The following is a 13,540-nucleotide window of genomic DNA, read 5'->3' as shown; positions in this document are numbered from 1 at the left end:
TATAACCGCAATTAAAGTTGTTTTCATTAGCCCTTCCTCACTCGTTTCAAATTCAACAAATCAATAGGGTTAATACCCAAACCATGTACATTTTTTTGTGAGAAACGTATTACTTCATCGTAATATAGCGGTACAACAGGTGCTTCATCTATAATAAGACTGTCCATTTGTTGGTACAATCGGTAACGTTTAGCGTTATCTGTTTCTTTTATCGATTGTACGTACAAACTATCAAACACCTCGTTTTTAAAATGCGTATAATTAGGTCCGTTCGGTGTAAAGTTCTTACTGTAAAAAAGTGATAGATAGTTTTCTGCATCTGGGTAATCGGCAATCCAACTCGCTCTAAAAATAGGTAGTTTACCATTGGCTTTTCCTTGTCGTAAGGTTGAAGGCGGAATTACATCTACTTTCGTTTCTAAACCTATTTTTTGTAATTCTCGTTGTATAAATTCGCACAAGTCTAAATAATTACCATTCGTAGTAATCGTTATTTCTGGGGTAGTATTTCCTGTTTCTACTTTGAACCGCTCTAAAAGTTGTTTTGATTTTTCTGGCTGATACGAATATCCTGTTTGAGCATTAAACGAAGGCAATCCTTTGGGTATAAATCCGTTAATTGCAGGGGTTCCAATTCCGTTACGTAGAAATTTGATCATCTTTTCACGATCAAATCCGTAATTAATGGCTTGTCGAATTAGTTTTGATTTTGTGGGGTACTCTTGCTCAACATCTAAATAAATACCTAAATATTCGGTGTTTAAATAAGAACCCGTTTGCATGTTGATTTTATCGCTGTATTTAGCTTGTAATTTTCCGTCTGTAGCTAAAATCTCATCTTTATACGAGGCATCTAAGCTTTTCATAAAGTCTAAATTCCCTTGTATAAATTGCAGGAATTCACTTTGTTTATCGGGTAAAAAAGTAACCGCCACAGCTTCTAAATAGGGTAATTGCTCCCCTTTTACATCGGTTTCAAAATACAGTGGATTTTTACGCAATACCAACTTGGTATTTTCTACCCATAATTTATGTTGAAAAGGTCCTGTACCAATCGGGTTTGCTCTAAACTCGTTACCAAAAGTCTCTACTGCTTCTTTCGACACTACCGAACAGTATTTCATAGCCAACAAACCTAAAAATGGCGGGAATGGTTGTTTCAAATTTATGGTAAAAATAGAATCGTTCTCCGCTTTAAAATCAGCTACATTTTGCAACACCCAACCTCCAGGTGAAGCCACATTTTTATCTAGCAATCGATGAAACGAATATTCAAAATCTTGCGCAATAACAGTTCTTGTAGAATCTTTTCCGAAGACACTATGTTTATGAAAGAAAACATCATTTCTCAATGTAAATTGATATAATTTTCCGTCTTCAGAGATTGTCCACTCTTTGGCAATATCCGGTTGTACGTGTAAGCTGTCATCCAGTTGTACCAATCCGTTATACAATTGGTTTACCGCCCATATATTACGCTGATCTTTGGCAAATGCAGGGTCTAACGAGGTAATGTTTGAGTGTTCGTTATAGCGAAACACCTGAGCGTCGGTAAATTTTGACGGTTTTTTTCCGCAGGAAATCAGTAAGACAAAAGAGAACAAAAATGCAGTTCTCGATACATTTTTACCCTGTAAAAACACTCGAACTGACAATAACTTGGTTCTTAATTCTTGCTTCTTGGTGCTACTTTTCAAATTCATAATCTCTTTCAACTTTACAAATTCTTACCTTAAATTGTTTGTACCAAGTAGCTCTCCCCTTTTGTCTCACTTCTATATGATGAATATTCAGTTTCCAATTTTTTATGGCCTCTAAACTTTTCCAGTACGAAACCGTAATTCCTAATTCGTTTCGAGCACTTTCAATACCTAAATAGCCATCTTGTTGTTGAGCAAGTTCTTCCATTTTTTCAGCAGTAACCGAATAATCATTATCACCTTCGGTTCGTAAACTTGTAAAAATCACAGCGTAATATGGTGTTTGGGGTGTGTTGGCAATCATAAAATGAGTAACTTTGCGGTTTGTAAATGTACAGGAATGAATGCAGATAAAAAAGTAGCTTTTTACACACTTGGGTGTAAACTTAATTTTTCAGAAACATCAACCATAGCTCGTAACTTTGTTAACGAAGGTTTTGAACGTGTGGAGTTTGAAGAAAAAGCAGATGTATATGTAATTAACACATGCTCGGTAACTGATAATGCTGATAAACGTTTCAAAACCATTGTAAAGTCTGCTTTAAAGCAAAATGACGAAGCTTTTATTATTGGTGTGGGTTGTTATGCACAATTAAAACCGGAAGAATTAGCAGCTGTTGATGGTGTGGATTTGGTATTAGGTGCTACTGAAAAATTCAATGTTACTAGCTATATTAACGACTTAACCAAAAACGATATTGGGGAAGTGCATTCCTGCGAAATTGAAGAAGCTGATTTTTATGTAGGCTCTTACTCTATTGGTGATAGAACGCGTGCGTTTTTAAAAGTACAAGACGGTTGCGATTACAAATGCACTTATTGTACCATTCCGTTAGCTCGTGGAATTTCACGTAGTGACACCTTAGAAAATGTATTAAAAAACGCTAAAGAGATCTCTGAAAAAGGGATTAAAGAAATTGTATTAACAGGAGTAAATATTGGTGACTACGGAAAAGGTGAATTTGGTAACAAACGACATGAACATACGTTCTTAGAATTGGTTCAGGAATTAGATAAAGTAGAAGGAATTCATCGTTTACGAATTTCGTCTATTGAACCCAATTTATTAAAAGACGAAACCATCGATTTTGTTTCCAACTCAGAAACGTTTGTTCCACATTTTCATATTCCGTTACAATCGGGTAGCGATGTGTTATTAAAGAAAATGAAGCGCCGTTATTTACGCAAAGTATATACCGACAGAGTTGCTAAGATCAAAGAAGTAATGCCAAACGCTTGTATTGGTGTGGATGTAATTGTTGGTTTCCCTGGTGAAACAGATGAATTATTTTTAGAAACCTACAATTACTTGTCCGATTTGGATATTTCTTATTTACACGTATTTACGTATTCTGAAAGACCTAATACAGAAGCTGCTGAAATGAATGGAGTTGTACCCAAAAAAACACGTGCAAAACGAAGTAAAATGTTACGTGGTTTATCGGTTAAAAAACGTCGTTCTTTTTACGAAAGTCAGTTAGGGAACACCTCAACAGTTTTATTCGAAAGCGAAAATAAAGAAGGCTACATTCATGGGTTTACAGAGAATTACGTAAAAGTAAAAGCTCCTTGGAATCCTGAATTGGTAAATACGTTACACGACGTTACTTTAACAACTATTGACGAAGACGGATTGGTACGTTTTAACTTTGTAAAAGCCGAAGTTATTGCGTAAATTGGCACTAAAATTGTACAATCCCTAAAAAACAAATTTCAATGAAATACGTATACTTATCTATAATTTTATTAGCGCTTAGTTGTGGGTCTCCTAAAAAAACATCAACTCCAAAAGAGGAAACTCGAACAGAAGAAAATGTGGAAGCTCCTTTAGCAGTTGAAGATGAGTTAATAGTAGTTTTGAAAAATCCGAAAAATGTAGCTAATGCAAAAGCATTAATTACCAATAGCGGATTAACTTGGGATAAAATGCTATTTGATAGTGAAACTACTAAAATAGCTTTGATTAAAGTACCTGCTGATAAACGTGATTTTTGGCTAAAAAGATTACAAGAATCTGGCGAGTTTAAATCTGTTGAGTTAAACGGCATCATGAAAACTCAAGACGTCATCAAAAGAGAAGAAAGTACTTTTTTAAGCTTTCGTAAGACTGAATGTTTTGGAGATTGCCCAGTTTATGACGTTTCAGTTGACAAAGAAGGAAATGTAACCTACAACGGAAAAAAATATGTAGTCGAAGAAGGTACTAGAGAATTTAAATTAACAGATAAAGAATTTTCAGCTTTAAAGGAAAAATTAAATAAAAACGATTTTTCTAGCTATAAAGAGGTCTATGACAATCCTAAAATAATGGACTTGCCTAGTACATTTATTACTCATAAAGGAAAACAAGTTCAAATTCGTTTATGGAGTGATGAAGTTCCTGCGGAATTAATCGATGTACACGAATACCTGCAAGGTCTTTTAATAGACAAGAAATTCTTTGATTAAAAATGGAAAAAACTCACGTATATTTCGTTCCTGGTTTAGCCGCAAACACGAAAATATTTGAGCGTATTTCATTATCAAAAGAAGCATTCGAACTCCACTTTTTAGAGTGGAACATACCACTTTCAATACATGAATCTATTGAAAGTTATGCACAACGAATGTGTGACAAAATTAAACATGAAAACCCAATTTTAATTGGCGTATCATTTGGTGGTGTTATGGTGCAAGAAATGAGTAAACTCATTAATTTTAAAAAGGTAATTATTATATCGAGTATTAAAAGCAGAAAAGAATTACCTAACAGATTAAAAATTGCGCAAAAAACAAAAGCATATAAGTTATTCCCCTCTAAAATTGCACAAAATATTGAAGATTACGAATCTTATTTTTTAGGGGATTTTCTTAAAAAACGCGCAGAACTGTACAAAAAGTACTTATCTGTAAGAAATGCAGATTATTTAGAATGGGCAATTCATAATGTATTAAACTGGCAACAAAAAACAGCGCTAGATTATGTACTGCACATTCATGGAAATAAAGATGAAATATTTCCTATTAAACATATTAAAAACGCGATTGAAGTTGATAAAGGAACTCATGTAATGATTTTAAACAAAGCTAAAACCATTTCTAAAATTATCGAAAAGGAATGCCTAGTACTTAATCAGCTTTAATCATAAAACATATTAAAATGAAAAAGATTACTCGTCTTATATCGATTATTGCTTTTGTTGCATTGGCATTATTTTTAATGAATGCAGCTCAAAGTACACAAACTAGAGCTCATACTATAAGAACAACACCAACTGATACGCTAGCAACAGTACCAGCAAAAAATGTAAGTAAGTTATATGAAGTTAAAGCCTTAAAGATTCCTGAGTACTTGGAATTAGCAGGAGAACGTGTACCGTTGGAAAAAGCAGATATTAAAGAAAGAATGGATAGAGAGCTTTTGGTGAATACGTATTGGCAATCTAACGGATTGTTATTAATTAAAAGAGCCAATAAGTTTTTTCCAATTATAGAACCTTTATTAGTTGAATATGGTTTACCAGATGACTTTAAGTACTTATGTGTTGCTGAGAGTGCTTTAATTAACATACCTTCGAGTGCAGGAGCAGCTGGATACTGGCATTTCTTACCTTCTACAGGTCGTGAATATGGGTTAGAAGTTAACAGAAATGTTGATGAGCGTTACAACTTAGAAAAATCTACTCGAGTAGCTGCGGAATACTTAAAAAGCGCTAAAGAAAAATTTGGATCTTGGACACTAGCTGCCGCTGCTTATAATGCTGGAAGAGGGAGAATTTTAAGACGGTTAAAAGAACAAAAAGTAGACAATTACTATGACTTGTTGTTAAATGATGAAACTGGTAGATACGTTTTTAGAATTCTGGCTTTAAAAGAAATCATGACACATCCAAAAAAATATGGTTTTATATATGGTCAAGAAGATTTATACCAAACGATACAAACTTATGATATAGAAGTAACTAAGCCTATTCCAGATTTAGCCGATTTTGCCAAAGAAAACGGAATTACTTATAAAGAATTGAAAATCGAAAATCCATGGTTACGAGAAACCAGACTAAATAATCGTAGCGGTAAAAAGTATACTATTAAAATACCTATTCATTAATGAAAAAACTATTCCCTTATTTATATATTCTATTCGGTTTGTATATTCTTGTTGAAGGATTTCTTCAATATTTTCAAGACAAGGAGTTATATCTAATTATTTTTTCTTGGACCACAGAAAGTAAATATCTATTTATCCTGATAAAAATATTATTTGCTTGTATCTTTTTTGTTGGAGGAATTAACGGATTGAAAAAATTAAAAGAATAGCGCTTCGTTTTATTCTATCACATTTTTTACTCTTCCAACAATACCAGTAGTTAATTTAACCTTAATTCCGTGAGGGTGATTGGAAGAATTTGTTAAAATTGATGCTACTTTTCCTTCAGTTAATTCACCTGAACGTTGATGATGTTTTTGTACTACCTCAACCTCACTACCTATTTGAATATTTTTTCTATTTCTACCGTCTAACATTATCATAATATTTTATAAAAAAGAAAGCCTATCATTTGATAGGCTTTGCTTTAAAAAAATTAATTCGTAATATATATTATAATACTCTTACGTTAACCGCGTTTAATCCTTTTCTACCATCTTGTAATTCGAATTCAACTTCATCGTTTTCACGAATTTCGTCAATTAATCCTGACACATGTACAAAATGTTCTTTGTTTGTTCCTTCTTCAGTGATGAATCCGAATCCTTTAGATTCATTGAAAAATTTAACTGTACCTTTATTCATTATAATTTGTTTAATACGTTGCTTGCTTAATTACGTGCAACACTTTTATTGGTGGCAAAGATAATGCCAAAAAATGAATAAACGATTAAATAATTGATTTTCTTTTCATTAATCGAAATCAGTATCCATTTTTATATAATCCAAGAACTCACGTTTGGTGTCTTTCTCTTTAAATTTCCCACCAAACTCTGCAGTTACCGTGCTGCTTTCTATATCTTTAACTCCTCTAGAATTAACACATAAATGCTTCGCGTCAATAACACAAGCAACATCTTGAGTACCTAAAGCTTCTTGCATTGCTTGTACAACTTGCATGGTTAAACGTTCTTGTACCTGTGGTCTTTTAGCAAAATATTCTACAATACGGTTCATTTTAGACAAGCCGATTACTTTTCCACTAGAAATATAAGCAACATGTGCACGCCCAACAATTGGTAATAAATGATGTTCGCAAGTAGAATATACAACGATATTCTTTTCTACTAACATTTCACCATATTTATAGTTATTATCGAAAGTAGAAGCCTTTGGCATATTCTTAGGATTTAATCCCATAAAAATTTCATTAACAAAAGCTTTTGCTACACGTTTTGGTGTACCTTGTAAACTATCGTCGGTTAAATCCATTCCTAACGTTTCTAGAATATCTTTAACGCTTTCTTGAATTTTTTCAATTTTCTCACTGTCCGAAATATCAAAAGCATCAGCACGCAATGGTGTTGTTGCAGATGTACCTACGTGGTTCTCTCCTATTTCGTCTATTCTCTCGTCTTTCATATTGTTATTAATCTCGAACATTTTCATTATTGTTTAAAAGATAAAACAAAAATTCTTTTTATTTTACAAAGGTAATTATTTCGTTTATTGTAAGCACTTTCTGCTCACCGGTTTTGCGATCTTTAATATTGAACATTTGGTCTTCTTCTAAAGAAGTAACAACAAATTCAATTTCTCGTTTATCTGCGTATTTAAATTGCTTCTTTTCCTGTTTATTACTCATTGCAACATCAGGATACAATTCTGCTTTAATTCCATTTTCTCTTAATTCTCTAATTGCTTTTATTTTTGATAAACTTTCGTTTTCCTCAAAATTTAAAAACAATACTTTAGGTTTTGGCAGCTCAACCGCTTCAAACAGTCCAAGTTCTTCCATTACCAAATAGATACGATCTAATCCAAAAGAAATACCTACACCGCTTACATCTTTTAATCCGAAGATACCAGTTAAATCGTCGTAACGACCTCCACCACCAATCGATCCCATTTTTACGCCTTCTGGTGCAGCTACTTCAAAAATAGCTCCTGTGTAATAATTTAATCCACGAGCCAATGTAACATCCAATTCTAACGAAGCAGACTCTAAACCTAATGCTGAAATTGAATCGACTACAAATTGCAACTCCTCTACTCCTTTTGTTCCTTCTTCCGAAGTGCTTAACATTGCTGCCAACGAATCTAATTTATCATTATTAGATCCTGAAAAATCAAATAAGGGTTGTACTTTTTCAATCGCAGTGTTAGAAATTCCTTTTTCTAGCATTTCTTTAACCACACCTTCTTTTCCTATTTTATCTAACTTATCTAAAGCAACCGTAAAATCTATCAACTTGTCTTTTGCGCCAATTACCTCAGCGATTCCTGATAAAATTTTACGATTATTAATTTTAATGGTCGTTCCTTTTAACTGTAACTTACTAAAAACCGAATCGTATAATTGTACAAACTCTACTTCTTGCCATAAAGAATCACTCCCTACGACATCTGCATCACATTGATAAAACTCTCTAAAACGCCCTTTTTGCGGACGATCTGCTCTCCAAACGGGTTGAATTTGATAACGTTTAAACGGAAACGTAATATCATTTTGGTGTTGTACCACATAACGTGCAAACGGCACTGTTAAATCGTAACGTAACGCTTTCTCCGAAATTTTTGACGTTACTTTTGAACTGTTTTTTGCTGATAACAACTCTTCATCAACCTTTTTTAAATAATCTCCAGAATTTAAAATCTTAAAGATTAATCGGTCTCCTTCTTCTCCATATTTTCCCATTAAGGTTTCAGAGTTTTCAAAAGTTGGCGTTTCAATAGGTTGAAATCCGAATAACTCAAAAGAATGTTTTATGGTATTAAAAATAAAATTTCTTCTGGCTACTTCAGTTGATGAAAAATCTCTTGTTCCTTTTGGGATGCTTGGTTTCATTTTTTTGATTTAGTATCATTCCTGCGAAAGCAAGAATGTTTTATTAAACTATTTAATAATCCTCTTTGAAATTCCTGCCTTTGCTGGAATGACAAAATTAGTTTGCAAATATCTGAAAAAATATGAAGAAAAGAGGTATGAAAATTAGGCTTTATTTATGCGTTTTAATCGATAAATAGAAGCATTTAATTCAAAACCTAACAAAAGGATAATCGCATTTAACCAAACAAACAACATTAAAATCAATAAAGTACCAATAGAACCATATAATTGGTTGTATGTTGAGAACTTAACGATATAAATACCAAACAGATAAAAAGTAAATAACGAAACTAACGTCGTTAAAATAGCGCCTGGAGAAAAGAACTTTACTTCTTTTCCTTGTTTGGTACCGAAACGAAACAATATAGAAACAATGGTAAAAATCATAATTAAAAAGAACAAACCTCTTCCGTAATAAAAAAGATTTAAATCTGTGGTATCTATCCATCCTATTTCATCAAACTTAGCTAGAGCTATTTGGTATAAAATTACCACTATAACAGTAATAATAAGGAAAAATGACATTAACAATGAAACTCCTAAGGATATAATATACGCTCTAATAATATTTCTATACTCTTGAATATGATACGAATATTCAAACCCACCGAAAATAGCATTCACCCCGTTGGTCATTAAAAAAATAGAGGCTAAAAAACCAAAGGATAGTAATCCTCCATATTGATTATTAATAATATCATTAATTACATTATCAACCGCACTAAACGTTTTGGGCGGTAAAACATCACGAATTAAAGAGAACAATCCCTCTTGAAAACCATCGATAGGAATATATGGAATGAGTGTTAAAATGAATAATAAAAACGGAAATATTGCCATAAAAAAACTGAACGCAATACCACTTGCACGTGTAGTTAGAGCTCCTTTAACAATACCTATTATGTACATTTCTAATACATCGTACAAAGACATTCCTTCTAACCCGGGAATTTTTATTTTTTTTCCGAAAGCAACTAATAAATTAATTACTGGAATTTTTTCTAGGTTGTCTTCTACGTGTTTTGTCATTTTTTTAAAGTTGCTAAGACTACAAAGTCTCAAAATAGCTTGTTATTTTTTATTGTATAAAAAATTATTCAATAATTATTTGATATTTATGTAACAACCCTACTACATTTTCTTTACTAAACTTTGCTCCTTTTAGCTTGTTTACTTCTGGGTCGATGTTAAATCCAGAAGATGTTTGAAAATCTACTTTTTCTAAATTTGATTGTTCAAAAATACTTCCACTTAAATCACATTCTTTAAAAAGTGATTTCGACATATCTGCTTCCGTAAAATCTACTTCTTGTAGTTTACAATCCAAAAATTTAGTCTGTATAATTTTCAACTGATAAAATGATGAGAAATTTAGCTGACAGTTTGTAAAATTCATACTTAATAAAAAGTTATCGCATTCATTAAACTTCACTCCGATCATTTTACAATCAACAAACGACACCTCTCTAAAAGCAGTATTACTTACAATGGTATTACTAAAATTACAATCAATAAACTCACACTCTACAAACTGAATATTTGATGCATAAATTCCTTCGAAGTTACAATGCTCGAAAGTACAATTATCATATTCTGCTTTTTCGATTTTTGTCTTGGTAAAATCAACCTTAATAAACGCTTCGCTATCAATATAATTATCAATCATTAATCCACTGCTTTTAAGCTTAAATCTAAATTATACACTGAGTGTGTTAAGGCTCCAGACGAAATAAAATCAACACCACATTCTGCATATTTTCTAATCGTTTTCTCGTTGATTCCTCCCGAGCTTTCCGTTAAACATTTATCTCCTATTAACGCTACTGCTTTACGTGTATCTTCATAATTAAAATTGTCTATTAAAATTCTATAAACCCCTTCATTAGACAATATTTCTTTAATCTCATCTAAATCACGCGCCTCTACAATAATTTTAATATCTAAACCTTTTTCAGCTAGATAATTCTTGGTTTTTGTAATTGCTTGAGTAATTCCTCCTGCAAAATCGATGTGGTTGTCTTTTATCATCACCATATCGTACAATGCAAATCGGTGATTTACGCCTCCTCCTATTTTTACTGCCCATTTTTCAATAGCTCGAATTCCTGGAGTTGTTTTACGTGTGTCTAAAACTTTTGTTTGAGTTCCTTCTAACAAATCAACAAAAAAACCTGTTTTCGTGGCAATAGCACTCATACGCTGCATTGCATTTAATACCAAACGTTCGGCTTGTAAAATAGATTGTGATTTTCCTGAAACATAAAAAACAACATCTCCGTACTTCACCTTATCTCCATCATTCATTAACGTTTCAATTTTCAAATCTTTATCAACGTGTGCAAAAACCATTTTTGCGAATTCAACTCCTGCAATAATTCCTTCGTCTTTAACTAATAACTTTGCCTTACCTTCAGCATTCGCAGGAATACACGATAATGAGGTATGATCTCCTTCTCCAATATCTTCACGAATGGCATTGGTTATTATTAACTCTAATTCTTTATTAAACTGTTCTTGTGATATCATAACTTTCTTAATCTTGATGTAAAAATACGGATTGATTTTATTTTATCGAGTTTAATTTGAAAACAATAAATTTGTTTTTTATTAATTATGAGTTTGTCTCCTCGAGCGCAGTCGAGAGGTTATAAATAGGTCTCGACTGCGCTCGACCTGACATAAAAATGAAAATCAAATTACTTGCCATTGGAAAAACGGATGATAAAAATCTCATTCAATTAATGAATAATTATCAAAATCGTTTAAAACATTACATAAAATTTGAACTAGAAATTATTCCAGATATTAAAAATGTAAAAAATCTGTCGGAAGATCAACAAAAAGAAAAAGAAGGAGAATTAATTTTATCTAAACTCCAAAACACCGACCAATTAATTTTGTTAGATGACAAAGGAAAGCATTTTACCTCGATGGAATTCTCACAATATCTTCAAAAGAAAATGAATTCAGGTCTTAAACAACTGGTATTGGTTATTGGGGGACCTTACGGATTTTCAGAAACAGTATATAAAAAAGCAAGTGGAAAACTATCTTTATCTAAGATGACATTTTCCCACCAAATGATTCGCTTGTTTATTATTGAACAATTGTATCGCGGATTTACAATCTTAAAAAACGAACCTTATCATCACGAATAAGTAACTGCATTGCCTTAAGTATTTTGGTTACTTTTGTTTTTAAATAATAGATAAAATGAAACTCGTTTTCGCAACAAATAATTTGAATAAATTAGCAGAAGTACAAAAAATGCTTCCCTCTTCCATTGAATTACTTTCTTTAAAAGACATCAATTGTTTTGATGACATTGAAGAAACAGCCGCTACTTTAGAAGGAAATGCTCAAATTAAAGCCAATTATATTAAAGAGAAATTTGGATATAATTGTTTTGCTGATGATACAGGTTTAGAGGTTGATGCTTTAAACGGTGACCCTGGAGTGTATTCTGCTCGTTATGCAGGAGAACCCACAAACGCAGAAAACAATATGCAAAAATTATTGAGCGAGCTAGAAAACAAACCTAATAGAAAAGCGCAATTCAGAACGTCTATTTGTTTAAATTTAGATAACAATCAGTTTTTGTTCGACGGAATTTGCAAAGGAGAAATCTTGACCGAAAAACATGGTGAAAAAGGTTTTGGCTACGATCCTATTTTTCAACCAGAAGGTTTTGATAAATCATTTGCCGAAATGTCTTCCGAAGAGAAAAATAAAATTAGTCACCGTGGGCTTGCGATAAATAAATTAGTAGAATTTTTAACTTCTATCCGTTAATTGAACGCAACCAAACCATACACCAAACACTTTATCCTTTTATCAGCCTTACTGATTGTTTTTTGGTTTGTAAATATCAGTTTGGGTTCTGTAACGATTCCTATTAAAGAAATTTTAAATATTCTATCAGGATGCATTGCCTCCAAAGAAAGTTGGGAAACCATCATTTTAAATTATCGTTTGCCAAAAGCATTAACTGCAGTTCTAGTAGGTTCGGGATTATCGATAAGCGGTTTGTTAATGCAAACCTTATTTAGAAATCCGCTTGCAGGTCCTTTTGTATTGGGTATTTCATCGGGAGCCAGTTTAGGGGTTGCTTTGTTAATTTTAGGTTCTGGCCTATTTGGTGGTGTTTTTTTATCTGTTGGTTTTTCAAATTGGGGACTGGCAATCGCTGCGAGTTTGGGAGCTTTTTTAGTCTTATCCGCAGTAATTATTACTGCAAACAGAGTTAGAGACACCATGTCTATTTTAATCATCGGATTAATGTTTGGCTCTTTAACTTCATCAGTTATAAGTGTTTTATCGTATTTTAGTAGTTCCGAACAAATCAAACAATATGTCTTTTGGAGTTTTGGTAGCTTAGGAAACTTAAGTTGGAATGAATTATCTGTTTTTTCTATTATCTATGCTCTGGGAATTATCGGAACTTTCCTCATCATCAAACCTTTAAACAGCTTTTTGTTAGGTGAAAATTACGCAAAGAGTTTAGGTATAAACATTAAACGAAGTAGAAATATCATCTTGTTAATTACAAGTTTATTAACAGGTGTTATTACTGCTTTTGCAGGTCCTATTGCTTTTATTGGCTTAGCGGTTCCGCATATTGCTAAACTTGTTTTTACGACCTCTAATCATAAGATTTTATTACCTGCAACCGCAATTATTGGGGCTATTGTGTTATTAATATGTGATCTTATTGCACAGTTACCAACCAGCGAATTCACCTTACCTATTAATGCTATAACTTCATTGTTTGGCGCCCCTATTGTGATTTGGTTATTGGTAAGAAAAAAGAAAATTTACGTATAG

17 protein-coding genes are annotated in these 13,540 nt (G+C 32.5%); 8 read left to right on the top strand and 9 right to left on the bottom strand.

What is annotated here, in order from left to right:
- Nucleotides 1-26 precede the first annotated feature (26 nt).
- Both C7447_RS11165 and C7447_RS11160 read right to left on the bottom strand, forming a co-directional pair.
- Entirely contained in the window at nucleotides 27-1,703 is a 1,677-nt protein-coding gene (locus tag C7447_RS11165; protein ID WP_148870586.1) for an ABC transporter substrate-binding protein, read from the bottom strand.
- Nucleotides 1,687-2,004 (bottom strand): antibiotic biosynthesis monooxygenase family protein, encoded by a 318-nt coding sequence (locus C7447_RS11160; protein ID WP_148870585.1) that lies wholly within the window; start codon nucleotides 2,002-2,004, stop codon nucleotides 1,687-1,689. Before C7447_RS11160 ends, C7447_RS11165 begins: the two co-directional genes overlap by 17 nt.
- A gap of 36 nt (nucleotides 2,005-2,040) precedes the next feature.
- On the opposite strand from C7447_RS11160, the gene mtaB reads away from it, so the two are divergent.
- From mtaB to C7447_RS11135, 5 genes are read left to right on the top strand one after another with little or no spacing between them, the layout of a single operon-like run.
- Nucleotides 2,041-3,375 carry a tRNA (N(6)-L-threonylcarbamoyladenosine(37)-C(2))-methylthiotransferase MtaB gene (gene mtaB / locus C7447_RS11155; RefSeq protein WP_148870669.1) on the top strand — a complete coding sequence of 445 codons (1,335 nt, stop codon included), beginning with the start codon at nucleotides 2,041-2,043 and terminating at the stop codon, nucleotides 3,373-3,375.
- A 41-nt stretch (nucleotides 3,376-3,416) separates the two neighbouring features.
- Nucleotides 3,417-4,148, top strand: a complete 732-nt coding sequence (locus C7447_RS11150) for a DUF6438 domain-containing protein (RefSeq protein ID WP_148870584.1) — start codon at nucleotides 3,417-3,419, stop codon at nucleotides 4,146-4,148.
- 2 nt (nucleotides 4,149-4,150) lie between these two features.
- Nucleotides 4,151-4,822: an alpha/beta hydrolase family protein gene (locus C7447_RS11145; protein WP_148870583.1), complete on the top strand. Its 672-nt coding sequence runs from the start codon at nucleotides 4,151-4,153 to the stop codon at nucleotides 4,820-4,822.
- Between the two features lie 17 nt (nucleotides 4,823-4,839).
- On the top strand, nucleotides 4,840-5,787 hold the full coding sequence (locus C7447_RS11140) for a lytic transglycosylase domain-containing protein (RefSeq protein ID WP_148870582.1): 948 nt from the start codon (nucleotides 4,840-4,842) through the stop codon (nucleotides 5,785-5,787).
- Nucleotides 5,787-5,996, top strand: a complete 210-nt coding sequence (locus C7447_RS11135) for a hypothetical protein (protein WP_148870581.1) — start codon at nucleotides 5,787-5,789, stop codon at nucleotides 5,994-5,996. Before C7447_RS11140 ends, C7447_RS11135 begins: the two co-directional genes overlap by 1 nt.
- Before the next feature lie 9 nt (nucleotides 5,997-6,005).
- Here the strand turns inward: C7447_RS11135 and C7447_RS11130 are convergent, their stop codons facing one another.
- The 7 genes from C7447_RS11130 to nadC form a co-directional block, all read right to left on the bottom strand.
- Nucleotides 6,006-6,203 (bottom strand): YwbE family protein, encoded by a 198-nt coding sequence (locus C7447_RS11130; protein WP_148870580.1) that lies wholly within the window; start codon nucleotides 6,201-6,203, stop codon nucleotides 6,006-6,008.
- 76 nt (nucleotides 6,204-6,279) lie between these two features.
- Entirely contained in the window at nucleotides 6,280-6,471 is a 192-nt protein-coding gene (locus C7447_RS11125; protein ID WP_148870579.1) for a cold-shock protein, read from the bottom strand.
- 108 nt (nucleotides 6,472-6,579) lie between these two features.
- Nucleotides 6,580-7,269: a GTP cyclohydrolase I FolE gene (gene folE / locus C7447_RS11120; protein ID WP_246143063.1), complete on the bottom strand. Its 690-nt coding sequence runs from the start codon at nucleotides 7,267-7,269 to the stop codon at nucleotides 6,580-6,582.
- Between the two features lie 37 nt (nucleotides 7,270-7,306).
- Nucleotides 7,307-8,674 (bottom strand): histidine--tRNA ligase, encoded by a 1,368-nt coding sequence (gene hisS / locus C7447_RS11115; RefSeq protein ID WP_148870578.1) that lies wholly within the window; start codon nucleotides 8,672-8,674, stop codon nucleotides 7,307-7,309.
- A gap of 144 nt (nucleotides 8,675-8,818) precedes the next feature.
- Nucleotides 8,819-9,745 (bottom strand): YihY/virulence factor BrkB family protein, encoded by a 927-nt coding sequence (locus C7447_RS11110; protein ID WP_148870577.1) that lies wholly within the window; start codon nucleotides 9,743-9,745, stop codon nucleotides 8,819-8,821.
- 64 nt (nucleotides 9,746-9,809) lie between these two features.
- Nucleotides 9,810-10,382 (bottom strand): pentapeptide repeat-containing protein, encoded by a 573-nt coding sequence (locus C7447_RS11105; RefSeq protein ID WP_148870576.1) that lies wholly within the window; start codon nucleotides 10,380-10,382, stop codon nucleotides 9,810-9,812.
- A complete protein-coding gene (gene nadC, locus C7447_RS11100) occupies nucleotides 10,382-11,242 on the bottom strand; it encodes a carboxylating nicotinate-nucleotide diphosphorylase (RefSeq protein WP_148870575.1) in 861 nt (286 codons plus the stop codon). Before nadC ends, C7447_RS11105 begins: the two co-directional genes overlap by 1 nt.
- Before the next feature lie 158 nt (nucleotides 11,243-11,400).
- Between nadC and rlmH the strand changes: the two genes are divergently transcribed.
- The 3 genes from rlmH to C7447_RS11085 are packed head-to-tail and all read left to right on the top strand — an operon-like array spanning nucleotide 11,401 to nucleotide 13,540.
- On the top strand, nucleotides 11,401-11,874 hold the full coding sequence (rlmH, locus tag C7447_RS11095; RefSeq protein WP_148870574.1) for a 23S rRNA (pseudouridine(1915)-N(3))-methyltransferase RlmH: 474 nt from the start codon (nucleotides 11,401-11,403) through the stop codon (nucleotides 11,872-11,874).
- A gap of 55 nt (nucleotides 11,875-11,929) precedes the next feature.
- Entirely contained in the window at nucleotides 11,930-12,508 is a 579-nt protein-coding gene (locus C7447_RS11090; protein WP_148870573.1) for a non-canonical purine NTP diphosphatase, read from the top strand.
- Entirely contained in the window at nucleotides 12,509-13,540 is a 1,032-nt protein-coding gene (locus C7447_RS11085; RefSeq protein WP_148870572.1) for a FecCD family ABC transporter permease, read from the top strand.

The sequence above is a fragment of the Tenacibaculum adriaticum genome (assembly GCF_008124875.1).
GTDB classification, from domain to species: Bacteria; Bacteroidota; Bacteroidia; order Flavobacteriales; family Flavobacteriaceae; genus Polaribacter; species Polaribacter adriaticus.
This window is presented reverse-complemented; position numbering and strand designations above follow the sequence as displayed.